This window comes from Paractinoplanes ferrugineus (assembly GCF_016862195.1).
In the GTDB taxonomy this organism is placed as follows: domain Bacteria; phylum Actinomycetota; class Actinomycetes; order Mycobacteriales; family Micromonosporaceae; genus Actinoplanes; species Actinoplanes ferrugineus.
In genome coordinates this window covers 242,567-269,281 of record NZ_BOMM01000050.1, presented here as the reverse complement: position 1 = coordinate 269,281, position 26,715 = coordinate 242,567, and the positions used below count along the sequence as shown (strand labels likewise).

Annotated in this window: 17 protein-coding genes; 8 read left to right on the top strand and 9 right to left on the bottom strand. The window is 70.9% G+C overall.

The genetic code is table 11. The features are described from left to right. The first annotated feature begins 680 nt into the window (after window positions 1-680). Window positions 681-1,745 (top strand): tyrosine-type recombinase/integrase, encoded by a 1,065-nt coding sequence (locus Afe05nite_RS28330; protein ID WP_239118248.1) that lies wholly within the window; start codon window positions 681-683, stop codon window positions 1,743-1,745. 84 nt (window positions 1,746-1,829) lie between these two features. On the opposite strand, the gene Afe05nite_RS28325 is transcribed toward Afe05nite_RS28330, so the two are convergent. The 3 genes from Afe05nite_RS28325 to Afe05nite_RS28315 form a co-directional block, all read right to left on the bottom strand. Next, on the bottom strand, window positions 1,830-2,213 hold the full coding sequence (locus tag Afe05nite_RS28325; protein WP_203820270.1) for a helix-turn-helix domain-containing protein: 384 nt from the start codon (window positions 2,211-2,213) through the stop codon (window positions 1,830-1,832). Beyond that, window positions 2,210-2,605, bottom strand: a complete 396-nt coding sequence (locus Afe05nite_RS28320) for a hypothetical protein (protein ID WP_203820269.1) — start codon at window positions 2,603-2,605, stop codon at window positions 2,210-2,212. Before Afe05nite_RS28320 ends, Afe05nite_RS28325 begins: the two co-directional genes overlap by 4 nt. A 960-nt stretch (window positions 2,606-3,565) precedes the next feature. Continuing rightward, complete coding sequence (locus Afe05nite_RS28315; protein ID WP_203820268.1) at window positions 3,566-6,340, bottom strand: AAA family ATPase; 2,775 nt, start codon at window positions 6,338-6,340, stop codon at window positions 3,566-3,568. Between the two features lie 187 nt (window positions 6,341-6,527). Between Afe05nite_RS28315 and Afe05nite_RS28310 the strand changes: the two genes are divergently transcribed. Then, complete coding sequence (locus Afe05nite_RS28310; RefSeq protein ID WP_203820267.1) at window positions 6,528-9,059, top strand: AAA family ATPase; 2,532 nt, start codon at window positions 6,528-6,530, stop codon at window positions 9,057-9,059. Beyond that, on the top strand, window positions 9,056-11,809 hold the full coding sequence (locus tag Afe05nite_RS28305; protein ID WP_203820266.1) for a helix-turn-helix transcriptional regulator: 2,754 nt from the start codon (window positions 9,056-9,058) through the stop codon (window positions 11,807-11,809). Before Afe05nite_RS28310 ends, Afe05nite_RS28305 begins: the two co-directional genes overlap by 4 nt. Here Afe05nite_RS28305 and Afe05nite_RS28300 read toward each other — a convergent pair. Then, window positions 11,779-12,645 (bottom strand): serine/threonine-protein kinase, encoded by an 867-nt coding sequence (locus tag Afe05nite_RS28300; protein ID WP_203820265.1) that lies wholly within the window; start codon window positions 12,643-12,645, stop codon window positions 11,779-11,781. The two genes, Afe05nite_RS28305 and Afe05nite_RS28300, sit on opposite strands and share 31 nt — an antisense overlap. 197 nt (window positions 12,646-12,842) lie before the next feature. Here Afe05nite_RS28300 and Afe05nite_RS28295 point away from each other — a divergent pair, with 197 nt between their 5' ends. The 4 genes from Afe05nite_RS28295 to Afe05nite_RS28280 all read left to right on the top strand — a co-directional run bounded on the left by Afe05nite_RS28295 (window position 12,843) and on the right by Afe05nite_RS28280 (window position 17,713). Further along, the gene (locus Afe05nite_RS28295; protein ID WP_203820264.1) at window positions 12,843-13,667 is read left to right on the top strand and encodes an alpha/beta fold hydrolase; all 825 of its coding nucleotides are present in this window, start codon (window positions 12,843-12,845) and stop codon (window positions 13,665-13,667) included. 8 nt (window positions 13,668-13,675) lie between these two features. Next, on the top strand, window positions 13,676-14,995 hold the full coding sequence (locus Afe05nite_RS28290; protein WP_203820263.1) for an MFS transporter: 1,320 nt from the start codon (window positions 13,676-13,678) through the stop codon (window positions 14,993-14,995). Between the two features lie 92 nt (window positions 14,996-15,087). Further along, window positions 15,088-16,116 carry a DUF4331 family protein gene (locus Afe05nite_RS28285; RefSeq protein WP_203820262.1) on the top strand — a complete coding sequence of 343 codons (1,029 nt, stop codon included), beginning with the start codon at window positions 15,088-15,090 and terminating at the stop codon, window positions 16,114-16,116. 4 nt (window positions 16,117-16,120) lie between these two features. Further along, complete coding sequence (locus Afe05nite_RS28280) at window positions 16,121-17,713, top strand: SulP family inorganic anion transporter (protein ID WP_203820261.1); 1,593 nt, start codon at window positions 16,121-16,123, stop codon at window positions 17,711-17,713. A gap of 58 nt (window positions 17,714-17,771) precedes the next feature. On the opposite strand, the gene Afe05nite_RS28275 is transcribed toward Afe05nite_RS28280, so the two are convergent. From Afe05nite_RS28275 to Afe05nite_RS28255, 5 genes are all read right to left on the bottom strand, one after another. Then, window positions 17,772-18,719, bottom strand: coding sequence for an NADP-dependent oxidoreductase (locus tag Afe05nite_RS28275; RefSeq protein WP_239118252.1), 948 nt, complete (start codon window positions 18,717-18,719; stop codon window positions 17,772-17,774). Window positions 18,720-18,721: 2 nt separating this feature from the next. After that, the gene (locus Afe05nite_RS28270) at window positions 18,722-19,510 is read right to left on the bottom strand and encodes an alpha/beta hydrolase (protein WP_239118247.1); all 789 of its coding nucleotides are present in this window, start codon (window positions 19,508-19,510) and stop codon (window positions 18,722-18,724) included. A 94-nt stretch (window positions 19,511-19,604) separates the two neighbouring features. Then, window positions 19,605-22,340, bottom strand: a complete 2,736-nt coding sequence (locus Afe05nite_RS28265) for a helix-turn-helix transcriptional regulator (protein WP_203820258.1) — start codon at window positions 22,338-22,340, stop codon at window positions 19,605-19,607. Between the two features lie 101 nt (window positions 22,341-22,441). Further along, window positions 22,442-25,222: a helix-turn-helix transcriptional regulator gene (locus tag Afe05nite_RS28260; RefSeq protein WP_203820257.1), complete on the bottom strand. Its 2,781-nt coding sequence runs from the start codon at window positions 25,220-25,222 to the stop codon at window positions 22,442-22,444. Window positions 25,223-25,288: 66 nt separating this feature from the next. Then, complete coding sequence (locus Afe05nite_RS28255; protein ID WP_203820256.1) at window positions 25,289-26,044, bottom strand: PP2C family protein-serine/threonine phosphatase; 756 nt, start codon at window positions 26,042-26,044, stop codon at window positions 25,289-25,291. A gap of 191 nt (window positions 26,045-26,235) precedes the next feature. Between Afe05nite_RS28255 and Afe05nite_RS28250 the strand changes: the two genes are divergently transcribed. After that, window positions 26,236-26,706: a DUF1003 domain-containing protein gene (locus tag Afe05nite_RS28250; protein WP_203820255.1), complete on the top strand. Its 471-nt coding sequence runs from the start codon at window positions 26,236-26,238 to the stop codon at window positions 26,704-26,706. Window positions 26,707-26,715 lie beyond the last annotated feature (9 nt).

The following is a 26,715-nucleotide window of genomic DNA, read 5'->3' as shown; positions in this document are numbered from 1 at the left end:
GTCGATGACGCGGGTGAAGCGGCTAGCTCATCGTAACGTGGATGGCTTTCGCTAGCTTGGGATCAGCGCGGCCGCGTCGCTATCCCGGCCCAATTCTGCTAGATGGGTAACCTTGATCCTCCAGTATGGAGGAGCTTCAATGGTTGGGATGGTGCGCACCGCACTTGATTGACGGTGGTCACATGCCTGGTCACAGCGATGATCAACTTCTCGGGGATTGGGGTGACATCGGGCGGCACAACGGTGCCGTTCTGTCCGATTCTGCGTACATAGAGACACGTACTAGAATTGCTTGATAGAAATGTAACAATGCTGGGGGTCAAGGGGTCGCAGGTTCAAATCCTGTCAGCCCGACTTTTTGGAACGTCTTCGCAGGTCACAGACTTGCGGAGGCGTTCTTTTCATTTACGACGAGCGATATTTGCTGCTGATGGAGCCCTTTACTCGGCTCTTTGGATGAGGTCCGAAAGCGCTCTTCGGGTCGGCATTTCCGCAGCTCAGGACCGTTTCTGGTGGTCCTGGTCGGTTGTTTCTTGGACTACTTGACTCGGCTCCTTTCTTTCCTGGTTCCCGCGTCGGCCTCGCCGGAGCGGGTCCGTACTTCTGCAGGTCAGAGGGTTATGTAAGTCGTTCGGGTGTATCGCCTTGAGGTCGGTGCCCGGTGGCACCACCCTTTACTCGTGAGCCGGCTGCTGCTCCGCGGTGGCGCTCAGCTGGGAGATGTGAGCACGCCGCTGTGCGACCCCTTGACTCGGTCGGTTGCGACACCTGTCAGCGATCCCTTGACTCGGGAGTGGACATTGAAGATCGAGAATCTTCTAGCGACCGTCCGGAGCGAGTCCTGGGCGGTGTTGTTGAGAGACTGGGACCGGTCGTTGCGTGCCGGCAATCATCCGGAGACCACCAGGTACAACTACGTGCTTGCCGCGTCGCAGCTGGCTGCGTATCTCGGTGAGGGGATGCCGGAGGCGGGTGGTGCTTGCGATCCGGCCTCGGTCGATGGTCGGCAGGTGGTGGCGTTCCAGGCATCAGTGGTCGAATCTCGCTCGGCGGGAACGGGGCTGAACAAGCACAAGGCGTTGCAGCAGTTTTTCCGGTGGCTTGTCGCGGAGGGCGAGGTGGAGCGGTCGCCGATGAGCGAGGTGCCGAAGCCCAAGGTTGTACAGGAGCTGGTCGAGGTCCTCAGCGATGAGCAGACACGGCGGATCCTTGATGTCTGCCAAGGGCAGGGCTTCGTGCAGTTGCGTGACCAGGCGCTGGTGCGGATGTTCTACAACACGGGCGCGCGCCTGTCCGAGGTCGGTGATCTGCTGGTGTCCGAGGTTGATCTGGATACTGACTCTGTGGTGTTGACCGGTAAGGGCGGCAAGCAGCGCCGGGTGCGGTTCGGTGTCAAGACCGCGGCGGCGCTTCGCCGGTACGTGCGTGCGCGCAGTCGGCGTCCGGGCCTGACGGGTATTGACCAGTTGTGGATCGCTGCCAAGGGTGCCCGGCCCTTCAAGTCGAATGGCATCAAGATTCGCCTCAGAGTGCTGGGGGAGAGGGCCGGGGTCGAGCATGTGCATGCGCAGCGGTGGCGGCACAGCTTCGCGCACGAGTGGAAGCTGGCCGGGGGCGATACCGGCGATCTGATGCTGCTGATGGGTTGGTCGTCGGAGGAGATGCCACGCCGCTATGGTGCCAGCGCCGCTGCTGAGCGTGCGCAAGCTGTCCACGCCCGGCTCGGCATCGGCGAGCGCGTGTGAGTGCGCGTTTTACGCCGGGTGACAAAGGATGCGACTTTGGCCATCCCAAGCCTTCGCCTCACCAGGACTCTGCCGAGCGAACCGCTAATGAGCGAAAGCGGCAGTCAGGTCGAGTTCTACGTCCCGCCCGTTGACTGTCACCACGACTCGTGGGTGTTCGCCGGCCGCAGTCAGATAGCTGACCAGAGTAGAGAGCAGCATGTCATGGCGCCCCTCGATGCGGCTGATCTCCGATTGCGCCACACCCATCTCCGCAGCGAGCGCCCGCTGTGTCAGGTCCGCGGCCTTGCGGATCGCAGCTAATCCGTCGGCGTAGGCGTGGTCGGCTTCTGCCATCTCCGCCCGGATCTTTTCGGAGCGGGCTACTGCTCCCGGTCGTGCCCGGAGCTGGGTGATCCTGGCCGCTGTGGCTGCGGTGCCGACGAAGGTCTCGTCGCTGGCGTCGGTAGAGATGTTCTTCCCGCTCATGCCTGAGTGCCCCCTTGTGCGCGGAGAAATGCCTTGATGATCTGGTCGGCTCGCGAGCCGACGCTGTCGTAGAACACGTCCCCCATGACGGCTTTGTCATTAGCGAACAGGATGATCATGGGTGGAGCTTCCGCAGGGAACCAGACGATCAGCCTGATGGCAACGCCCTCTCGATACGGATGAGAGACACGCCAGACGGGATAGGCACCCGATTGGCGTACCCGGCGCAGGGTGGGCGTGTCCGCTTCGGGTGGATCCTTCAACTCCTGCAGGTAGCTGAGCTGTGCCAGCACAATGTCAAGGCGTTCCTGTGCACCGGGCTGGCCCGCGTCGGCCTGACTCTCCAGCAGGTCGAGCCATGAACCGAAGTTAGATGACCAGTCGATCAGCACGCACCAAATATAGCACCGACAGCATATTTCGGGGAGGCGCCGGCCGGAGGGCTCCAGCGCTGGTGCAAGCCTGTCCCTTTCACTGCCCTCGCCATCACCGGCAACCTCACCAGCGGCCCAATCACCAATCGGTTCGGCCGCGGGCTGCCGGTCGTCGCCAGCCAGGCGCTGATGGTTCTTGGCCTGGTCGCCTTTTTGCCACCGTGCACCTGAGGTCGGTCGCGCTGGTCACGCTGTGCGTCATCCCGATCGGCGCGGGCGGTTCCCTGGCTATGCCGGAGGTCACTGGCGTGTTCGTCGACGGCGTCGACCCGGCCGGTCGGCACGGCCAGCGCGGTTTGAATACCTTCGCCAGGTCGGGGGAGCGGTCGCAATCGCCATCTTCGGCTCGCTGATCGCCGGCTCGTTGACCTTTCCACCGGCATGCGGGCAAGCCTGGCCATCGTTGCGGCTCTCCTGCGCTGCATCGCCTCGCCGAGCCCGCAGATCCGCGCCGGGAGTGACGGCCTCGCAGGGCAGGCGTCCCGGGTAGAGGCAGGTCGACGCGGCCTCCGCGCACAACCCAACCGTTGCCTGATCGGTCTGGAGTCAGCCGTGGTCGGCTGAGAGTGCTTGCCGGGTGTTCCAGCGGTGTTCGACGTTGGCGATGCGCCAGTAGGCGATGGCGGCGACCCAGACCGTGATGAACAGGCCGACGACGCCGAAGCCGACGTTGTTGAGGTTCCTCGTACGCGGCGTAGCCGTGCGCGACCATGGCCTTGCGTTGAGCCGGATCCAACGCTGTCTGGGGCAGCGTTGCGGTATACAACCGGGCCCGCTACCGCCGCTCCCGCACCCAGGACCCCGCCGCGCTGGACGCCATCGTCCACGACGAGGCCGCCGCCTGCTTCCGCGACGCCGAAGCCGCAACTCGCGACCGCCAAATAAGTTGAGGGGGCGAGGCGGTGCGGTCGTCGGCAGTCAGAGGTGAGTGGATTGGTGGACGCGTGGGTCGGCGTACTCCTCGCTGAGCCGCGCCGCGATCTGACTTCGCGTGGAGATTTGGAGCTTGGGGAAGATCCGGTACAGGTGAGAGCCGACGGTTCGCGGGGAGACGGCGAGCCGCTCGGCGATCTCGCGGTTGCTCATGCCCAGTGCGGCGAATCGGGCGATCTTCAGCTCCTGCGCCGAGAGGAGGCCGGACACGGGCAGGTCGTGGTCCTCGTCGCCGTGTACGCCGGAGGCTTCCAGTTCGGTCCGGGCTTCTTCGGCCCATCTCTGGGCGCCGAGTTGCTCGAGCGTCGCCAGCGATGTCTGCAGCGGGCCCCGGGATTGGGTTACCCGGTGTTGACGTCGCAGCCAGCGGCCGTAAGCGAGTTGGAGTCGTGCGCGGGCCCACAGCGAGTCAGTCGCGGGCGACGCCAGTCCCGCGAGGAAACTCTGCTCGGCGACATCATCGGGCGCGAGCACGGCCGTGGCGTACACGAGGTGGGTCTGGAGCAAGGGTGATCCGGAGGTTTCAGCGATCGGCCGCAGCCGCTCGACAACGTTTCGCGCGTGGTCCTGCCGTCCGGTACGCACGGCCAGTTCGGTCAGGTAGGTGACGGCGCCGAACTGCTCGCGGAAGTGATGGCTGGTGTCCAGCGGATCGAGGACGCGGCTCAGGGCGGTGTACGCCTCCAGGGGTTTGCCGGCCGAGATGTTGGCGATGCCCCGGACGATCTGCGCCTGCGCCAGGTGTCTGCTGCCGCCCCGGACGGCCGGCGAGTGCTCCGCCTCGGAGATCAGTTCGAACGCGGCCGCCGGGTCGCCCCGAAGTGCCATCGTCCGCGCCGTTGACAACAGGGCGGCCGTACCGTGATTGGTTGACATCGCCGCACCGGAGAGTGTCGCGAACTCGGTCAACGCGGCAGCGGCGCGATCCCAGTCGCCGAGCTCGAGGCGAACCTCGGCGGCGACGCAGAGATTGCGCGCCAACTGTCCGAACAGGCCGCGCGCCCGCAGTTCGATCTCGGCTCGATCGAGCAGCCTGGCTGCAACGGCGTAGTCGCCCACCGCGCGGGCCGCGACGGCATAGGCGCTCAGCCGGCTACTGGTGATCGCGGCTTCGTCGCCCAGGTCGGAAAGCTCGGAGAGTGCGGTCCGGCCGTTGCCGATCGGGTCGGCCAGGGCCAGAACGGCGATGGCACGGGCGTCCAGGGAATCCTGGGCCAGGCTGCCGGCCAGCGCGATCACGTCTGATCGGGCGCGGGAGTCGAGCGGCGCCGCGCACCGGCGCCGAGCGGCCGCCTCCGTGAGATCCAGCGCCAGCTCCCGGTCGCCGGCCGCCTCCGCCCGCCGCGCGATCGCGCACAGCTGGATCACCCGGTTGCTGTCGGCCATCACGGGCGGCTGGAAGTCCTCGTGAAGCAGCTCGGCCCGGACCTGGTCGAAGATGGAGAGCTCACCGCCGGCCGCGCCGGTCAACAGCCGGGCGACCGTGTCAGGGCGTCCGAGCCGGGCGGCGTACCGCGCGGCTAGAATCTGCCGGCGTCCACGCTCGACGGGTTTCGTGCTCAGCTGAGCGGCCCGTTCGAGGGCCGTGATGGCGGCTCCGATGTCCCCATGTCTCGCGATGTCCGAGGCGGCCGCCTCCAGCTCGGCGGCGATCGCGTCGTCGTGTTTCGCCGTGCCGAGAGCGCGGTGCCATGCTCGGCGGTAGGCGCTCACTGTGATGACCGCGCCGAGCGCGCGGTGCGCGGCCTGCCGGCGGCTGGCCGACTCGTTCTGCGCGATCGCCGCTTTGACCAGCGGGTGGGTGAAGTGCACCCGGGTCTCGTCGAACCGGAGCAGGCCGAGTGACTGCGGCCCCTCCAGCACCGTGGCGGTCACGCCACGTCCGCTCAGCACGGTCGCGGCGGCGAGAATCTCCGGCAGACTTGCTCCCGCTGCCACCGCGGCGACGAGTACGACGTCGCGGCCGGAGTCGGTCAGGTCCTGCACGCGTACGCCGAAGGTGCGCGTGAGAGCCGGGGACAGGAGCGGACCCGAACTCGTGGGATCCGATGGGATCCCGCCGGGGGCCGGTGGCGCCTGGGCGAGTTCGATCAACGCCAGGGGGTAGCCGGCCGCTTGTTCCAGGATCCACTCACGCCGGGCGTCGTCGAGCTGGGGGGCGCGAAGGTCGAGGACGCGCCGCGCGGCCGGTTCGTCCAGCCGGGGCAGGCGCACTTCCTGGAAGACATCGCTCAGGTCGGGCAGTCCGTCGACGGCTGACGAAGTGGCCACCACGACGACGCGTTGGCGGTCCAGCTGCCGGGTGACGAAAGCGAGAATGTGCCGGGTTTCCTGGTCGAGCCACTCGATCTCGTCGGCGGTGATCAGGAGCGTGCGGTGTGCGGACGCGGCGCGCAGGAGGTTGAGCACGGCGACCGAGATCACGAAACGGTCCGTCGGCCCACCCTCGTGCAGGCCAAGGACGGTACGGAGGGCATGGCGCTGAACGCCGGGCAGGGAGTCGGTCGAGGGGAGCAGCGGTCGCAGCAGCTGGTGCAACCCCGCGAATGGCAACTTCGTCTCGGCCTTGTTGCCGGCCGTGCCGAGGGTCAGGTGCCCCGCTTCCCGGGCCATCGCTTCGGCGGTGGCCAGACAGGTGGTCTTGCCGATGCCCGGCTCGCCCAGAAGCAGGAAGGCTCCGCCGCGATCCGCCGGCGCGGTCAGCGCTTCGGACAGGAGGCGGAGGACGGCGTCTCGGCCCACAGGCTCGCTCGTGCCCATGCGCACTCCCGTCCCCACCTCTCGGCCGGCGTCCTCCGGCTGGATCGGCGGCCTTCAGTCTATGTCCGCAGTGGTGCCCCGACTTGAGTCAATCGACTGAAGGCGGTCACCGGCGGCCCGCGATAGCTTCGGCACGGATGGACAGGCGTGCCGCGGCGACCGTACTGAAAGTGATGTTGAATTCACTATGGGTGATATTCGGATCGTGGGCCGGGAGTCCGAGGTTGCGGTCCTCCGTGCGGTTGTGGCGGCCGGGCTGGTCCAGGGTTCGACCCTGCTGGTGATCGGTGAGCCCGGGATCGGCAAGTCCGCGTTGCTCGCCACGGCTCGGAACGCCGCCCACGAGGCCGGCTTCACCGTCCTGCGCGCCGCCGGGGCGGAGAGCGAGATGCACCTGCCGTTCGGCGGCATCCAGCAGGCCGTGGCACCGCTGATCGGCCGCCTGCCGGTGCTGCCGGACGCACAGCGGCACGCCCTCGCGGCCGCCCTCGGCCTGGGCGACGGCGCGACCCCGGATCTCTTCCTCATCGCCGAGGCCATGTTCGCGCTGCTGGTGATCGAGCGGAGCGACCGGCCGGTCATCGTCGTCGTCGACGATGTGCATTGGCTCGACCCGCAATCGCACCAGATCCTCGCATTCCTGGCCCACCGGGGCGCCGGGAGCGGGATCAGCGTGGTCGGCGCGATCCGTTCCGGTCATCCCGGCCCGTTCACCCAGGCGGAATTCCCCCGGTTACCGCTCGGTGGCCTCGACGACGACGCCGCCGACGAGATCCTGAGCATGCAGGCCGGCGCGGTCAGCCCGGCGAATCTGAAACGGATCCGGCAGGTCTCGCGGGGAAATCCACTGGCGTTGTGGGAGCTGCCCCGTTCGTGGGGAGAGGGTGCGCCGACCGATGGTCACCCGTTGGCGGTGTCGGCACGACTGGAGCGGGCCTTCGCCGGGCGGATCTCGGGATTGACCCCGGCGACCCGGGACGCGTTGCTGATCGCGGCGGTCGGCTCGTCCAGCGACAAGACCGAGATCCTGACCGCCTTGGCGGCGTTCGGCACCCCGGGTTCCGCGGATGACGTCCTCGGGCCCGCTGTGGTCGCCGGCCTGTTCACCGACGCTGGTGCCACGATCGGATTCCGGCATCCGCTGGTGCGCTCCGCCGTCCTGCAGCTGGAGACCGTGGCCCGGCGGCACTCGGCGCACGCGGCACTGGCCGATGTGCTGACCACCGACACGTACCGCCGGACGTGGCACCGGGCCTGGTCGATCATCGGCCCGGACGACGACGTCGCCGGGGCGCTCGCCGCCACGGTGCCCGATTCGCTGCGCCGCGGGGCGGTCATGTCGGCGGTGTCGAGCCTGGAACGGTCCGCCCAGCTGACCGGCTCACCGACGCGGCGGGGTCAGCGCCTGATGGGTGCGGCCGACCTGGCCTTCGGCGCCGGCCGGGCCGACGTGGTGGCCCGCCTGGTCCGGGAGGCGTCCCAGGTCGATCTGACGGACCTCGACCGCACCCGGCTGACCTGGCTGACCGAGGTGCTCAACGACGACATCCGGGCGAACTCGGCGCTGGTGCGCAGGTTGTGCGAGAGCGCCCGGCGCGCCGACGCGCTGGGGGACGCCGGCCTCGCCCTCAACCTCCTGCTCTGCGCCGCGGTGCGCTGCTGGTGGGCCGACAGCGGCGCCGACGACCGCGCGGAGGTGGTCCACGTGCTGGACCGACTGACCGAGGCGCCGACCGACCCGCTCCACATCGATGCCGTCGCGGTCGCGGAGCCGGTGCTGCGGGGCTCGGAAGTGATGCGGTTGCTGGGCTCGATCGACCTCGACGAGGAGACCGACGGCGATCGGCTCCGGGTGTACGGCCAGGCCGCCTATGCCGTCGGTGACTTCGTCCTGGCCACGGATCTCCTGGACCGGGCGGAGGAGTTGTTCCGGGCCGACGGCCGGCTCGGCATGCTGCCGCTCGTTCTGGCCCTGCAGTTGCACATCCGGCTCGATCTCGGGGACTGGGTGGGCGCCGAACTGGCCAGCAAGGAAGTCGCCACCCTCTCGCGGGAGACCGGGCAACCGCTGTTCGCCGAGAACAACGTCCTGGTCGAGGCCCGGCGAATGGGCCTGCGGGGACAATGGCGGGCCGCCCTCGACATGATGGCCGGCGCGGAGTCGGAGGCGACCCGGTTGCGGATCAACGACCGGATCTGCCTCGCCTATCACGCGCGGGGGGTGGCTCTGATGAGCGCGGAGCGGCCGGCCGAGGCCTTCGTCTGCCTGAAGCGGCAATTCGATCCGGCCGACCCCGGGTACCACCTGAGGGAATCGTTCGCGGGCCTGGCCCTCCTCGCCGAGGCTGCCGCCGACTGCGGACGCGCGACCGAGGCACGCGGCATCGTCCAGTCCCTGGAGACGGTGGCGCTGGTGACGCCGTCACCGCTCCTCGAGGTCAACTTGCTGTACGCCCGGGCGGTGCTCGCGGCCGACGACGCCCGGGACCGCCACTACCAGGATGCGCTGGCCTACGACCTCACCCGCTGGCCCTGGTTACGGGCCCGGACTCAGTTGGCCTACGGCCGGTGGCTGGCCCGGTCCGGTCGGTGCGGTCCGGCCGGCGCCCAGCTGAACGCCGCCTCGGCGGTGTTCGAGCGCATCGGCGCCGTCCGGTGGTCCCGGTGTGCGGCAATCGAGCTGGACGGACTCAAGGGCTTGGGGGGTGGGCCAAGATGACAGCGCAACCGGTAGCGGTCCGAGACGGCCTGGTCGGTAGGGGTACCGAGCTCGCGCTCCTCGATCGGGTGATCGGCGGCATCGAGCACGAGGGTGCCTCGCTCCTGGTGCGCGGCCAGCCCGGAGTGGGCAAGTCGAGCATCCTGCGAGCCGCGGCCGAAACGGCCCGCCATCGGGGCGCGCTCGTGCTCCCCGCCTCCGGGGTCGAGTCCGAGGCGATGCTGCCGTTCAGCGGGCTGCATCAGCTGCTGTTACCCCTCATGTCCGGGCTGGTGGCGTTGCCGCCGGTCCAACACGATGCGCTGTCCACCGCGTTCGGCGCCATGGCCGGACCGCCGCCCGAGCTCTTCCTCACCGCCCTGGCCGCCCTGACCCTCATCACGGACGCCGCCGGCTCGAGGCCGGTCGTGCTGGTCGTCGATGACGTGCAATGGCTGGACGAGCCCACGCAGGACGTGCTCGCCTTCGTGTCGCGCCGGATACGCCACGATCCGGTGGTCATGATCTCCGGGCTCCGCGACGGGCACCCAGTCGCCATCAGCGCGGCCGACGTCATCGAGATCAACCTGCCGGCCCTGGACGCCGAGTCGTCGCGCGTGCTTCTCGCCATGTCCGGCGACCTCACCCCGGCCGACCAGCGCGCCGTGCTGAGCCAGGCCGAGGGCAACCCGCTGGCCCTGGTCGAACTGCCCACCGCATGGCGCTCGGCCGGGATCGACATCTTCAGCTCGGGACCGGCCTCGGTGCCGCTGACCACCAGGCTGGAGCACGCGTTCGCGGCCCGGATCACGGAGTTGCCGCCGCTCACCCGCGACGCCCTTCTCGTCGCGGCTGTCAACGCGACCGAGAGCCTGGCCGAGATCCTGGCCGGAACCGCCATCCTGGCCGGGGTCGGCGTGTCGACGGAATGTCTGGAGCCGGCCGCTGAATCCCGCCTGGTGGCCTTCGACCACGTGGGCGTCCGTTTCCGGCATCCGCTGGTGCGCTCGGGCGTCCTGTACAACGAGCGGTTGCGCCGGCGGCAGGCGGCGCACGCGGCGATGAGCGAAGTGTTGCGTTTCGAGCCGTACCGCCAGGTATGGCATCAGGCCCAGTCCGTCGACGGCCCCGACGACGACGTCGCCGCCCGGCTCGACGACAGCCACGTGGAGAGCATCAGGCGCGGATCGGTGCTCAGCGCGATCACCGCCCTGCAACGATCGGCCCAGCTGACCAGCGACCCGGAGACCCGGGCGCGACGGCTGCTGCTCGCCGCGCAGCATGCTTTCGGCCTCGGCCGGGCCGATCTCGTCCACCGGCTCGTCGACGCCGCCGAGATCAACGATCTATCCGATCTCGACCAGGCCCGGGCCGAATGGCTGCGGGAGCTGTTCAGCGAGGGCAAGCTCGGCGATTCGGCCCGGGTTCGTGAGCTCTGCGCGCTGGCGACCCGGTCGGCGGAGTCGGGCGGGCTGGACCTGGCCCTCGACCTGCTGTCCAGCGCCGCGCTGCGGTGCTGGTGGGCGGTCAGCGATCAATCCGAACGGGCCCACGTGGCGAGCACGGCCGAGAGCCTGACCGAGGCGGCGGCTGATCCACGCCGCACCTACGCGATGGTCGCGGCCGACCCGCTCGGGCGAGCGCGGCAGACCCGGATCCGGCTCGAGACGATCACCGCCGAGGGAGTGTCCAACGTCGACCAGTTGCGCCAGCTCGGCATGGCCGCCCGGGCTGCGGGCGCCGACCCGTTGGCCGCCGACTACTTCAACGGGGCGGAATCGAAGTTGCGCGAACGCGGGCAGCTGGGCCTGCTCTCGCAACTGCTGGCCGTCCAGGCCGCGGTCTGCCTCGACCTCGGGAACTGGCGTCGCGCCGGCCAGAGCCTGGAGGAGGGCCGGCAGCTCGCCAAGGACACCGACCAGTCGACCTGGCGGACCGGTACGGTCGTGGTTGAGGCGGTGTACGAGGGGCTCACCGGGGACACGGACCCGGCGCTGCGGCACGCGGCCGAGGTCGAGGCCGCCTGCGCCGGTCAGGTGGCCGGCGACTTCCGTTCCCTGGTGCAGCTTGCGCGGGGCACCGCTCACCTGTCCGAAGGGCGCCATGCCGCGGCGTACGCCGCGCTCGCGCCGATCTTCGATCCGCTAGGCCCCTGCCACCACCCGCGCGAACAACTCAGTGCGGTGATGTTCCTCGTCGAGGCGGCCGTCGGGTGCGGGGCCACCGAGGCGGTCCGAGCGGTGGTGGCGCGGCTGGAGACGCTGGCCGAGACGACACAGTCACCGATCCTCGGCGTCCATCTTCTGTACGCCCGGCCGATGCTGGCGAAGAACGCCGACGCCGAGCGACTGTTCCAACTCGGGCTGGCGCAGGACCTGACGCGCTGGCCGTGGCCGCGCGCCCGGATCGAGCTGGCCTACGGCAACTGGCTCAGGCTCGGGCGCCGGCCGGCCGAATCGCGCGTTCTGCTCCGGTCCGCTCTGGCCACCTTCGAGGTGCTCGGGGCGAGGGGATGGGCGCGCCAGGCCCGGGCCGGGCTGAGGGCGGCCGGGGAACAGATCCCGATCGACGGAGCGGAGACGCAGGCGTCGACGTTGACACCGCAGGAGATGCAGATCGCCCGGCTGGTGGCCTCGGGGCTCTCGAACCGAGAGATCGGACAACAGCTCTACCTGTCGCCGCGCACGATCGGCTCGCACCTCTACCGGATCTTCCCGAAGCTGGGCATCAGCTCGCGGGCTCAGCTCGCGTCCCGCATGTCCGACCTGTGACGGCCTTCGCCGGGCTGCTGCTGGGCCGCAACGGCGTCCAGCCAGCAGGCGAAGGCTTCCGCTGCGGTCAACCGCTCGCACGGGTCCAGCTTGAGCAGTCCGCCGATCAGGGTGTCCAAGGCACCCGCGTAGCGGAAGGTCGGCCGGGCCTCGACGAGGGGTTCCGCCCAGGCGGCGCCCGGGAACGGCAGATGTCCCTCGGCGGCGCAGAAGAGGGTCACGCCCAGCGCGTACAAATCGGTGGCCGGGCTGAATGGGGCGCCGGCGAAGACCTCCGGAGCCACGAATGCCGGGCTGCCCGCGGGGAACGCTGTCCGTTCGGCCGGGCGCCGGCAGCGGTCGACGGCGATGCCGAAATCGAGGAGAACGACGTCGTCCGCGGCGGTCAGTTGCACGTTGGCCGGTTTGATGTCGCGATGGATCACGCCGTCGGCGTGCAGGGCCTCGAGAACGGTCAGCAGCGCCCCCGCGATCGTCGTGGTCCGGCCCGCCGTGAGCCGGCCCCGCCCGGCGATCTCCGTGGCCAGCGACCAGCCGCTCAGTAGTTCCATCACCAGCCACGGGCTGTCGTGATGGACCGCGAGATCGAAGATGCGGACGACGCCGTGCAGGCTGAAACGTCCCGCTATCCGGCCCTCCCGCTGCGCCAGCGCCAACGGCCGGGGCAGATCGCTGTGCTGGGCGGCGACGTCGTACTGCTTGGCCGCCACCCAGCGGCCCAGGACCTCGTCGAAGGCCTGCCAGACCGTACCCATGCCACCTCGCGCGATGCGTGAGTGCAGCCGGTACCGTCCGGCGATGACCGCTCCGGCGGCCGGGTCCGCGATCTGGTGCATCGGTACCTCCCTGCCCATCACCCTGTGTGGCTCGGTCGGCGGGTGGCCGACAAACCGAAGGATTCCCGGCTCCCCGGTGCGTCGGCATCAGTCAGACGACTATCCGCAGGACCGGCGATTACCCGCCGTTTATCGAGGTCGGTGTGGCAGTCATTTGACCCAAGCTCGGTACGGGGCTCGCTCCTAGCGTCACCGACGTGCATATCACTCGCCGCGCTGCGGCTCTCACCGTTTCCACCCTGGCCGTTGTGGCCCTGCTGCTGTACGTGGCCGGCGCCGCGTCGGCCGGTACCGCGGGACATGCCCGGGTGAAGCCCACCGTCGTGCTGGTGCACGGCGCCTGGGCGGACAGCTCCAGCTGGGACGGCGTCGCCGCCCGGCTGCTCGACGACGGCTACCCGGTCGAGGTGTTCCCGACTCCGCTGCGCAGCCTCTCCGGCGACGCCCGCGCCCTGCGCGAATACCTCGGCGCCATCACCGGCCCGATCGTGCTGGTCGGACATTCGTACGGCGGCGCGGTGATCACCAACGCCGCCACCGGTTCCGCCGCGGTCCGGGCGCTGGTCTATGTGGACGCCTTCGCACCGGCCGAGGGGCAGGCGGTCATCTCGCTGTCCGGGCCGGACTCGGTCCTCGCCAACCCGGTGATAACCGACGTGTTCGACCTGGTCCCGGCCGGCGCTCCCGTTCTCACCACGGACTTCTACATCAACAAGGCGCTGTTCCCGTCGGCGTTCGCCAACGACCTGCCGCCCGCCCGCGGCCGGGTCCTGGCCGTCACCCAGCGCCCGATCACCTACGGCGCGCTGGGTGAGCCGTCCGGCGCCCCCGCCTGGCAGACCATCCCGTCCTGGTACGAGGTCGGCACCAAGGACAAGGTGATCCCGGCCTCGGCCCAGCGGGCGATGGCCGCGAGCATCAAGGCGCACGTGACCGTCTCGCCGACCGGCCACCTGCCGATGGTGTCCCGGCCCGGCGATGTCACCGCCACCATCGAGTCCGCCGCCCGGGCCACGCAATGAATCCCACTGTGGCTACCCGGTACGAACAGGTGGCGAAGAAGGCGATGACGCGGCTGTTGTCCATCATCGGCATCACGTACTTCATGTCCTACGTTGACCGCGCCAACCTCGCGCTCGCCAAGACCGCGCTGGCGGCCGATGTCGGGATCGGCGCCGCCGCGTACGGGCTCGGCGCCGGCCTGTTCTTCCTCAGCTATGCGCTGCTGGAGATACCGAGCAACCTGGCGCTTCACCGGGTCGGGCCGCGGGTGTGGATCACCCGGATCACGGTGACCTGGGGCGCGGTGTCTGCGGCCATGATGTTCGTGCAGAACGAGACCTCCTTCTACCTCCTGCGGCTCCTGCTGGGCGCGGCCGAGGCCGGGCTGGTTCCCGCGCTGATGTACATGGTCACGCTCTGGTTCTCGCAGAAGCACCGGGTCACCATGGTCGGCCTGATCTACACGGCACCCTGCATCGGTGCTCTGGTCGGATCGCCGCTGAGCGGCGCCCTGATGGAACTGGACGGGGCCGGCGGGTTGCACGGCTGGCAGTGGATGTTCCTGATCGAGGGGGCGGTCACGATCCTCGTCGGCGGCCTGGTCTGGCGGTTCCTGCCCAACCGGCCGGCCGACGCCCGCTGGCTCACCGCCGAGGAAGCGGCTCTGCTCACCGAACGCGTCGAGGTCCGGGCGGCCCCGGCCGGCGCCCGGAGCGGCAACTTCCGGCTGGCGTTCGGTCGCCCGGTGGTCCTGGTGCTCGGGGCGATCTTCTTCGTCAATCAGGCGATCCAGGCCGGCGTGGCGTTCAACTTCCCCTCCCTGCTGCAGGCACTCGGTCTGGACAGCGCCTTCCTGGTCGGGGTGGTGGCCGGCGGGGTCGGGCTCACCGGCCTCGCCGGGGTGCTGCTGTTCCCCTGGCTGAAGCGCCGCTACGGCCACGAGGTGCTGCTCATCGGCATCTGCGCGGGCGCCGTGCTGGTACTGATGATCGGCTTTTTGGCGTCCACCGACGCGGTCTGGCGGGTGAGCCTGATCCTGGTGTCCAGCTTCTTCAGCCTCGGCACACTTCCGCTTTTCTGGTCCGCGGCGATGTCCCGGATGGCCGGTGTGGTGGCCGCCGCGGGCCTGGCGTTCGTCAACACCGTCGGCGTCGCCGGCAGCTTCGTCGGCCCGCTGGTCTACGGCCGGATCGAGGAGGCCACCGGGAGCCTGTTCGCGCCGTACTACGCGATCGTGGCGGCCGCGTGCGCCGGTCTCGCGCTCGTGGGACTGCTGGCGGCGCTGATGCGGCGCGAACAGGCGGCCGAGACCCGGCCGGTGCCCGAAACCGTGGGGAGCCTGGCCTGATGTTCTCCATTGCAGTCGGATGACTGCGGCGTGGCCCGGCCGGTTGCTCCGAGGATGAGACGACGAAGAACCACCGACCACAGGAGACGCTCATGTCGCACCACCTCGACTCGCCGCTCGCGCGGCAGGACCCGCGGCTCAACATCACCGACCAGTACCTCTTCGACGATGCCACGGACACCGTGCTGATCATGAATGTGCGGACCTCGCTGGCCGGTGACACCCACCCCGACGCCTTCCACCCGGAGGCCCGCTACGAGTTCAAGGTGCATCTGGACGGCGAGCTCGATGAGGGGCTCACCTACCGGCTGGCGTTCGAGCCCGACGACGGTGACGGGCAGCCGTTCACCGTCTCCCGGCTGACCGGGGCCGATGCGCGCGACGACTCCGCCGCCGGCACGGTGCTGGCCCGCGGGCGTACCGGGCGGGAGGTGCCCACCGCCGAGGGCGGCCGGGTCTGGGCGGGGCCGGCGGTCGAGCCGTTCTTCCTCGACCTCGGCCAGCTCGACGCCGTCGACCAGGCGGTCCAGCACGGCGCCGACGCCGACCTGACCCGCTGGGCGGCCGGCGCCGCCAAGGACACGTTCACCGGCTCGACCGTGCAGTCCATCGTACTGACGGTGCCGGTCGGCACCGGCGAATGGCGGGCGGGGCGGCCGATCGCCACGTGGAGCACGGCCAAACTGGCCACCGACGCCGGCGGCTGGCGGCAGGTCGGCCGGACCGGCCTCCCGATGATCTGGCCGATCTTCCGCGACGCCGGCGGCGAGCCGGCCAGCCACGCCAACGAAACTCACCCCCGCGACGACGCCGCGAACTACGGCTCGGCCATCGGTGATCTGATCGCCTCGGTCGTCCGGCGGCGCGCCACCTCCGAGCGGCCCGAGGCGTACGCCGCCGACGTGGTCGCCCGGATTGTTCCCGACCTGCTGGGGTACGTGGTCGGTGCGCCGGCCTCGTACGGCTTCGCCGCTTTCAACGGCCGCCGGCTGGGCGACAACGCCCCGGAGGTCATGTTCTCCGTGGCCACCAACTCGGCGATCTCGACCGGTCTCCAGGCGGGCGACGTCGCCCGCAGCCAAAACCTTTTCCCGTACGTCGTGCCGGTCGACGAGCACTGAGATCGTGGCCGGCCGAACCGCCCGTACCGAGGTGGTCGCCGCGCTGACCGCGGTGGCGCTGCTCGCCCCGGAGACGGTGGCTTTCGCGCTGATCGCCGGGGTGCCGGCCGCGCAGGCGCTGGCGGCCGCGCCGCTGTGCGTCCTGGCGTACGCGGTCGTCGGCCGCTCCGTGCGCATCCTCGCCGGCGCCACCGCCGCGACGGCCGTCCTGGCCGCTGCGGCGTTGCAGCGCCTGCCTTCCGACCCGGATCAGCGCGGACGGCAGGTGATCGTGCTGACCCTGCTCACCGGGGGGATCCTGCTGCTCACCGGCCTGCTGCGGGCCGGCTTCGTGGCCCGTTTCGTCGCCCCGGAAGCGCTCCGCGGTTTCCTGTTCGGCCTCGCGGTCGTCATCGTCGTGCGTCAGGCCGCGGTGCTGGCCGAGGTGGCGACGCGAAACGGCGACGTCTTCGAGCGGAGCTGGGATGTGCTGCGGGCGGTACGGCAGTGGAGCCCGGCGTCCGTCCTGACCGGCGTCGTCGCTCTCGGGATCCTGCTGGCGCTGGAGCGCCGATGGCCTCGCCTGCCCGCCGTACTCATCGTCCTGATCACCGCGTCCGCGGTCGCGGCCGGTCTGCATCTGAACCGGCACGGTGTGGCCGACGTCCCGCGGGTGCCGGCCGGATTTCCGCAGCTCGCCCTGCCGCACGCCGGCGCCGGTACCTGGCTCGCCATGGCCCCGGCCGCGGCGGGTCTCGCCCTCATCTCCTTCGCGCTGACCCATGGCATCGCCGAACGCCTGGCCGGCCCGGACGATCCGCCGGCCGACCCGAGCCGGGAGATGACCGGCCTCGGCGCCGCCAATCTCCTCGCCGGGCTGGCCGGCGGCCTGCCGGTGGCCGGTAGCCCGTCGGCGAGCAGCGCCGCCGCCGGCGGCCGGACCCGCTGGCTGCCGGCGCTGTGCGTGGCGCTGCTGCTGGTGGTGGCGGTCGCGCTGGCTCCGGTGTTCGTCCTGGTTCCCGAGCCGGTGCTGGCCGCCGTCGTGATCATGGCGGTGCGCCCGTTCCTGAGCCTGGCCCAGCCGTTGATCTACCTGCGGCAGGATCGGCGCGCGACGATCGTCTGGTCCGCGGCCGCTCTGGGCGTCATGCTCTTCACGCTCGTTCCCGGCCTGCTGATCGCCGTCGGCCTGTCCCTGCTCATCTTCATCGCCGATGCGAGTCGACTGCGGGTCTCCCGGCTGGGCCGCGCGCCGGACGGCGCCTACCTCGACCTCGAACGCTTTCCGGAGCTGCCGGCGCCGGCCGGGGTGGTGGTTCTGCGTCCCGACGGCCCGGTCTTCTTCGCCAACGTCGATCGGCTCGCCGCCGCGGTGAACCGCGTCCTCGCGGGCGGCGAGCGGGTGGTCGTCCTCGATCTCGCGGCCTCGTTCGAGCTCGGCGCGAGTGCGGTCGACGGCCTCGCCCGGATCCGGCACGGCGTCGAGAAGCGCGGGGGGAAGCTGGTGCTGGTGCACTTATACCTCGATGCCCGCCTGACGATCGAGGCCAGCGAGCTGGCCGACGTGCCGGCCTACGCCACTGTGGATGAAGCGGTGGCGGCGGTTCCGATCCCATGATGCGGCGAGCCCCGGTGAGTTGCCCTGCTCGGCATCTCACCGGGGCGCCTACCCGCCCTTACCTCGGCGTTGAATCGGGACGTACCGCAAGGATGATCTTGCCCGGGCGGCGCGGGCCGCGGCCGTGCTCGAATGCGGTACGGCCCTCGGCCAGGGGGAAGACCTCGGAGACGATGGGGCGCAAGATGCCGTCGTCCACCGAGGTCGCGATGTGGGTGAGCTCGTCGTGGTCGGGCCGGACGATGAAGAAGACCGCCTGCAGCCGATACCGGTCGGCCTCGGCCTGGTCGGGCGGGGCGGACAGGGTGACCAACCGCCCGCCAGGGCGCAGCACCGCATAGGACCGGGCCAGGGTGTCGCCGCCGACCGCGTCCAGGACGACGTCGAGACCGGACAGCTCCTCGTCGAAGCGCTGCGTGGTGAAGTCGAGGAACTCGGCGGCGCCCAGGTCACGGACGAGCGCCTCGTTGCCCGGCAGTTCGGTGGCGATCACGTGGGCGCCCAGCGCGGCGGCGATCTGGACACCGTAGACACCCACCCCGCCGGCCCCGCCGTGCACCAGCACCCGCTCGCCCTTCTGCAGTTCGGCGTGGTCGACGAGCGCCTGCCACGCGGTCAGTGCGGCCAACGGCAGAGCGGCCGCCTCGACGTGGCTGATCCGGGCCGGCTTGGCGGCCAGCGCCGAGGCGGGAACGGTGACGAACTCCGCGGCCGCGCCGTTGCGGTCGAAGTCCACCAGCCCGTACACCTCGTCGCCGGCCGCCAAGGCGGTGACCTGATCGCCGACCGCCGCCACCACGCCGCTGACCTCGTGCGAGGGGATCGTCGGGGTACGGTCGACGCCGTCTCGGGTCTGCCAGGTCTCTTCCCAGGTCAGCTCGGCCAGGGTGATCGCGGCCGCGTGCACCTCGACCAGCACCTCGTCCGCACCGGGCACCGGGACCGGGACGTCCTCGAGCACGAGCTGCTCGGGACCGCCGCGGTGGTGTGCGCGAAGTGCCCGCATCGTCACAGCCCTTTGTCCTTGAGCCAGGCGAGACCGGTGTCGGCCACTTCGCGCCAGCCGTGGTCGATGGTCAGGGAGTGGCCCCGGTCCGGGAAGTCGATGAGATCGGTGACCGCCGGCGAGTGCCGGTACTGCTTCTGCGTCGCCTTGGTGATCACCTCGGGCACGGTGTGGTCCTTGCCGCCGGCGATCAGCAGCAGCGGGCCGCGTTCGGAGTTGCGGACCTCGACCGATGCGGGGGAGTGCAGCGAGAAGTTCGCCGCCGCCGCTTCGAAGAGCGGCTTGCCGGGCGCCGGGATGGCCCACTGTTGCCAAAGGGCGTGCGACTCGGCCTCGCTGATCGCGTTGCCGAACCCGTACCGGAATTCTTCGGCCGTGAGGGAGACGGCGCGATGGAGGTTCGCCGGGTTCTTGAACACCGGCAGGGTCGAGTGCAGCGCGGACAGCGGCAGGGGAAGAACGCCCTTGATCTGCGCGGCGTCGATGCCGATCGCGGCCGCGGCATGGCCGAGACCGAGGATCTTCTCGGCGATCATGCCGCCGAACGAGTGCCCGATGAGGATCGGCGCCTCGTCCAGGTTCTCGATGATGCCGATGTAGTGCGCGGTGACATCGTCGATGCCGTGATCGGCGATCGAGTCAGGGTGGGCGCGGGCCTCGGCGACGGTGTCCGGCGTGCCCGGCCATTCCGGGGCGATGGAGGGGTAGCCCGCCTGGGCGAAATGCTCCTGCCAGGGGGCCCACGAGGTCGAGTGCAGCCAGAGGCCGTGGATGAAGACGATGGTCGGCATGCGTGCTCCGTTCGGATCGAGCGATGCCGTCATCGTCGCCGATGCGCCACCGTCCCGGCTTCGGTGATTCGACTGTCCTTGACGGTGTTCGTGGTCACGGCTTCTCCGGGTCCACGGCCTCGGAGCGTCCCGGGAGGACCCCGTTCAGCTGACCGCGGGACGTGATGCCCAGCTTCGGGAAGATGCGGTAGAGGTGGCTCCCCACGGTGCGGTGGGAGAGGTAGAGGCGGGAACCGATGTCGCGGTTGCTCAGCCCGGCCGCCGCCATCTGGGCGATCTGGAGTTCCTGCGATGACAGTTCGGCCCACGCCGCCCGGGACCGCATGATGTCGGCATCGCCGGCCGCGCGGAGCTCCTGACGCGTCCGGGCACCCCACGCGGGTGCGTCGAGCCGGTCGAACGCCTCCCGCGCCTCCCGCAGCGGCCCGCGCGACTCGACGACGCGGCGCCGGCGCCGCAACCACATGCCGTAGAACAGGTTGCACCGGGCCCGGTCGAAGGGCGACGGCGGAACGACGTCCCGCAGCGCGTGGACGAACGCGGCCTCGGCGTCCTCGTCGGTGGCGACCAGCGGCCGCGCGTGATCCAGACCGGCCATCACCCCGGTGAGCCCCGCCGACTCCACCCTCGCCCGCAGCCGGTCGACGATCACTCGGGCCTCGGCCTGCCGCCCGGTCAGGGCGGCGGAATCCGCGAAGAACCCGACCGCCCCGAACTGCTCGGTGTCATGGTGGGCCGCGTCCTGGGGGTCGAGACACCGGGCCAGCTGGGTGTGCGCCTGTTCGTAGCGTCCGGCACTGAGCTCGGTGAGGCCGCGCGCGATCTGCACGCGCGCGAGCCCCATGCTGACCCGCGCCGGCAGCAGGACCGACTCCGCCTCGGTGGCGAGCTCCTGCGCGCGTTGCTCGTCGCCGCGTACCCCGGCCAGCGCTGCCAGGGTGGCCAGGGCGAGTCCGCTCCAGACGGGCTGGCCGGTCAGCCGGCCGAGCCGCAGCCCTTCCTCGGCCGCCGTTCCCGCCACGTCCCAGTCGCCCAGCAGCAGCGACGACCACGAGCGGGCCGCCTCGACGTGGGTGAGCAGCCCGAACCGCCCGTCGCTGCGCAGCTTGTCCACGGCGGTACGGAAGATCTGATGGGAGGTGGCGAAGTCGGTGACCGCGTGCGCGGCGATGCCGAGCAGGTGCGCCTCCTGGGCGGTGGCCGGCCTGGCCCGGGGCAGGTGCTCGGACACCCGGGCGCCGTGCGTGATCGGATCGGCGACCGCGAGCGTGGTCAGCAGGCGGACATCGCACCGGTCGACCGGCGTCGCCTCGGCCGCCCTGGTCAGGCGGGCCCGCAGTGCCTCACCCGGGTCGGCCCACCAGCTGCGCACCGATGCGCCGAGCAGCAGTTCGAGCGCGGCGTCCGGGTCGCCGCGCGCGGTGGCCGCCTCGGCGAGCATGACGAGCGACCCGACGCGGGTGCGCTCACCCGACGGGTCGTCGAAGGAGAACGGCCGCAGATTGTCGGCCCGGGCGCGGCCTACGGCGTCCAGGGTGATCGCGGACGTCCGGTCGACGAAGGCCGACACCAGGTCGGCCCGCCCGACCTCGAAGGCCAGCTCCGCAGCGCGCAGTAGCCGCCGGCTCCGGACATGGTCGTCGGCGGTGAGTTCGGCCGCGCGTCCCAGCGAGGTCGCGGCTTGCAGAGCCGCCCCACGGCCGTCCGCCCGCCGGGCCCGGTCGTCCATCTGCTGGGCGATGAACGCGTCCGGGCCGATGGCCGATGCCGCCCGGTGCCAGATCGCCCGGTCCTGGTCCACGTCGAGGACCCGGGCCAGCGCGGTGTGCGCGGCGTACCGGGCCTGCAGGCCGGCCGCCTGGTAGGTCGCCGAGCGCATCAGGGGGTGGCGGAAGTTCAGGCCGTTCTCGTCGGCGCGGAGCAGCGCCGCGTCGATGGCCGGCTCGAGGTCCGAGAGGGTCATCGGCTGGCCGGTCAGTGCGGCGCCGCCCGCGAGGATCTCCGATGTCGAGGCGGTCGCGTCGGTCGCGCAGAGCAACAGGAGCGCGGCCGTCGACGCGGGCAGGGTCCGGCCGTGGCAGCCGAAGGCTTCCGCCAGCCGCCGCGTCACCGGCAGTGGGCCGGACACACCTTGGTGGAGCGCCCCGAGCGTGCGGTGACTCGGCAACTCGATGAGGCCGAGCGGATTCCCGGCGGCCTCGGCGAGAATGAGGACGCGGGTTCCGGCGGCGAGCCCGGGCGCGCCGGCGTCCAGCAGGTCGGCGGCGTCCCGATCGCTCAGCCGCGGGAGCGTGAGAGCGGCGATGCCGGCGTCCCCGAGTTCTTTGCCGTAGCCCTCGCGGACGGCGCCGAGGACGACGATGGGATCCGAACCCGCGCGGCGGGCCACGAACGCGATCACCTCGCGGGATTCGCGGTCCAGCCAATGGACGTCGTCCGCGATGAGCAGGAGCGGCCGCCGCTTCGCCACGGACGAAAGCAGTTCGAGCGTCGCCAGCGCGACCTGCATGAGGGCCTCGCCATGCAGTTCGCCGAGTCCGAACGCGTGGTCCAGCAGCGATCGGTGCCGCGCGTCCAGCGACCCGGCGTCGGCGGCGAGCGGGCGCAGCAGCCGGTGCAGGCCGGCCAGCGGCATGTCGCTCTCGCCCCGGACCCCGGCGGTGTGCAGGACCCGCAGCCCGAGGCCGCCGGCCGCGTCGCGGGCGGCGGCCAGGATCGCGGTCCTGCCGATCCCCGGCTCACCGCGCAGAACCAGCGCCGAGCCCTCGGTCCGGACCGCCTCGAGCATGGCCGTCAACCGGCGGAGCTGGGAGCCGCGGCCGATCAGCACGGTCGGGTCGGCAGGGTCGCGGTGGCCATGATCGGAAATTACGTGCGTGGGCGAATGGTCCGCATCGCATGGTCGTGCGATCTGCTAAACGGCGACCGCGGTCAGCGCTCGTTGCCGTGCTCGGCGAACAGCCGCGCCAGGTCCACGCGCGAGTTGACACCGAGCTTCGCGAAGGAATGCCGCAGGTGCGTGCTGACGGTGTGCGGCGAGACGAACAGCTGCTCGGCGACCTCGCGGTTGGTCTGGCCCTCGGCGACCAGGCGGACGACGTTGAGCTCGGTCTCGGTCAGGGCCGCCCAGCCCTCCCGCGGCGCGGTCGTCGCGCCCAGCCGGCGGCGGACCCCGACGTCCCTAAGACGCCGCCGGACCCGGCCGGCGTCCCAGGCCGCGCCGAGTACCGCGTACCGCTCGAGCGCGGTCGAGAGCACCTCGATGCCGGTCTCGCGCTTGCCCTGATCGAGCAGCAGCCGGCCCTGGTCCTCGGTGGCGAAGGCATGGGCGAGCAGCCGTCCGGTGCGCTCCAGCCCGGTCATGGCCTCGGCCAGCCCCTCGGTGTCGCGGTCGAGCAGCGCCGCGGTGTACGTCGTGAAGGCGGCAATCGCGTCCACCCCGGGATTGAGCGACGCCCGGGTGGCCGCGCCGATCCGGGCGGCCTCGGCCAGCGCGCTGTCGTCCGAGCTCTGGGCCAGTCGCGCGATCCAGACGAGGTCGTCCTGCCACATCGGCCAGCGCGGCACGCCCCTGCTCACCCCGCCGAGGCGATCGAGCAGCTCGCGGGCGCCGGCGACGTTGCCTCGGGCCAGCGCGGCGCGGAGCAGCAGCCAGCCGGCCTGCACGCGGAGCTCGCCGCCGGTGGAGGCGACGGTCGCGGTGGCCAGGTCCACGCACACCGCAAGGGTGCGGGCCTCGCCGAGGTGCAGCGCGGCCTGACCTAGGGCGACCACGCCACTGGCGTCGACGGTGTTGAGGACGCGCGGGCGCTCGTCCGGCTCGTACAGGCCCTCGAGGGTCGCCGCGGCATCGGAGAGCCTGCCGAGCACGAGAAGCGCGACCGCCCGCTGTTGCTCCCAGACCATCGCGGTCCACTGCGACCCGACGCGGTGGGCGGCGACCAGCCCCGCCTCGCAGATACGCACGATCGCCGCCGGGTGCTCGACGGGACCGAGGAACCGCGTCCGTACGGCGTCGCGCTCCGGCCGGTCGATGTCGGTCAGCGTCCCGCGTTTGCCGGCGCGGTCCTGCCGTTCGAGCGCGTCGACGAAGCGGCCCTCGGCGTACGGGATCATCGCCAGGCACATGTCGGTGAACGCGGCGACCGTCGGATCGCCGGAAGCCGCCGCGGCCTGCTCGGCCTCGGGCCCGAGCGCCTTCGCCTCGGCGAAACGCCCCGCACCCTGCGAACTCGAGACCAGGTTGGCGAGGAGGTTGGCTCGTACATCGAGGGGAACGCCGTCGAGCGCGAGGGCGCGCCGGGCGGCGTCGACCCGGTCCTCGGCCGGGATCCACAACATCTTGGCGATCTGCAGCCGGATCTCCGCTTCCTGCGCCGGTGGGAGCACCGTACGCAGCGCGGTGTCCGCGAATGCCTTGCCCTCCTCCGCGCGCCCGGCGATGTGGAGCGACAACGCCACCTGCGCGACCAGCGGCCCCCGCAAGGGATCCTCCGGCCCGATCATGTCGAGCGCCTTACGGCCGAGGTCGGCCGCGGCCGCCGCGTCCAGCGAGCGCAGCGACCGGGCGGCGCTCAGCAGGGTCTCGGCCGCGAAGCGGTCACCCGTGTCGGCGCCGGCGACGAGGAGGCTGGCGACCTGAAGGGGCGGTGCTCCGCGGGCGAGCATGAGGTCGGCGGCCTGACGCTGCAGCGCGCGGCGGGCCGAGGCCGGCAGGGTGTCGCGTACCGCCTCTCGGATCAGGTCGTGCCGGAATCCGAGCCGGCCGTCGGCGGTCTCGGTGAGCAGATCGGTTCGGACCAGCTCGTCGACCGGCGCCAGGACGGCGCCCGGCGAGACGTCGAGCATGGCCGCGAGCAGGCTGAAGCTGAACCAACGGCCCAGGACGGACGCCACCCGGGCGGCCTGGCGCGACCCGCTCGGCAGGCGGTTCAGCCGCTCGCGCATCGTCTCCCGCACGCGTACGGGCAGCTCGTCGCCGGTGAGCTCGACCAGGCCGTCGTTCCGGTGAACCAGTCCCTCCTCGAGCAGGCCACGGAGCAGTTCGACCAGGAGGTACGGGCTGCCCTCGGTGCGATCGGCGAGATGCAGCAGCTCGGTGTCGGCCTGCCCGTGCACGATGTCGGAGATGACCAGCGCGACGTCGTCCTCGCCCAGACGGTCCAGCACCAAGCGGTCGGCGCCGCCCCGGACGAGGCGGTCGACGACGTCGCGCAGGCTCGGCGGCGCCTGGCCCGGACGGTAGGCGATCATCCACACGATCGGCAGCGAACGCAGCCGCCGGGGCAGCACCCCCAGCGCCGCGATCGTCCCGGGGTCGGCCCACTGGACGTCGTCGAGGCAGATCATCATCGGCTTGACCAGTGCCGCCCGCTCGAGCCGAGCCTCGATCTCGGTCACGTCCCACGCGGGGGCCGACTCGGCCACAACCGATTGGCCGCTGCCGCCCAGGGCCCCGGCCAGAGCGGCGATGAGCTGCGCCATGGGGACGAACGTCATGTTCTGGTCGCCCGGGTCGGCGATCGCCGAGGCCATCGCGAACTGCTCGTCGCCGGCCACCCGGGCCGCCTCGGCCAGCAGGCGCGTCTTGCCGAACCCGGCGGCGGCTTCCACCAGCACCGTGGAACCCAGGCCACGACGGGCATCGCGGACCCGGTCGCCGATCAGGGCGAGCTCCACGTCGCGTCCACGGATGGTTGGCGAAGTGCTCATACCGTCAGTGTGGACCATCGGCCGGCCACCGGATCTTCGTGGTCGAGGTCGGGCCAGGGCTGGGGTTCAGTGGAGCCGTTGCGCCATCAGGAAGCAGGCGTCGTCGCCGCTGGCCCCGTATTCCAGGCGCTCCAGCAGCGCCTGAGCGTCACCGTCCGTTTCGCGCAGACGGTCGGACTGACCGGCGGTCCAGTCATCCCTGGTCTGCCCGCGCCGGTGGAGACCGTCGGTGTGGAGCAGCACGTGTTCGCCGAGGTGAACCCGGCGGGTCGTGTGGTCGAAGACGGCGTTCTCGACGACACCGAGCAGTGGCCCACCGGTGTCCGTGAGGGCCGTCGCCCCGTGCGGGCCGGCGATCAGGACGGGCGGGTGACCGGCCCGTGCCGAGGTCAACTCCCCATTCGAAGGCCGGTACCGGGCCACCACCGCGCTGGCCGCGACCGCCAAGCCGCTGCGGCAGACGATGCTGTTCAGCCGCTGCAGGATGCGGGCGGGGGCACTGTCCTCCGCGGCCAGCGCGGCCATGGCGAATCTCAGTCGCAGCATCCCCGCCGCGGCGGCGAGCCCGTGACCAGTGGTGTCGCCGACGGCCAGGACGATGTCATCACCCGGCAAGGGGATGGCGAGATACCAGTCGCCGCCGATCTGCAGGTCCGGTTCGGCACTGGTGCACCGGGCCGTCACACGCAGGCCGGCGATCTCGGCGGTGCCCTGGGCCGGCTGCATTGTCTGCTGCAGCAACCGGATCGTCCGGCGTTGTTCGGCGACGAGCATCCGGTACGTCAGCTGCGTCCGCCGCCGGTTGATCGATGCCGTGTCCATGCGTCGACGGTATGGACCCCGGCCGGGGCCGGCTTGAGTCATCCGACGCTGCCTGCGGGTCGGTCACCGATTCGCAGTCAACCGACCGAAGACGCCTGCGGGAGCCGGGCCGCACACTCTGGCGGTCGACCTGCGACACGTTCTGAGGGGAACAGCCATGCCCAGCACCCAACGCCCGTACTGATCGCGACATGCAACTGTCATCGCACAGCGTTGAACAGCACCTGGCCGCGGCCCGGGACGCCGCGGCCAGGCGGCGGCTGCTCGCCGCCCGGATCGAACCCCGCGCGTCCACCCGGGGCGAGCGTGCCGCCGACGCCGTCGCCAACGTCCTGGGGTCCTGGCGATTCCTGATCATCCAGAGCGTCGTGCTCGGCGGGTGGCTCGTGCTCAACGTCGTCGCGGTGGTCCGGCACTGGGATCCATACCCGTTCATCCTGCTCAACCTCATGCTGTCGTTCCAGGCGGCCTACGCGGCGCCGGTTCTGCTCATGAGCGCCAACCGGCAGGCCGCCGTCGACCGTTCACAGACGCACAACGACTACCTGGTCAACCAGCGCGCCGAGGCCGAAGTCGAGGAACTGACCAGCCTGATGCATGCCCAGCTGGCCGGCACCAAGGAAATCCTCGACCGGCTGGACCGGCCCGGACCGGCAGCATGATCCTGCTCC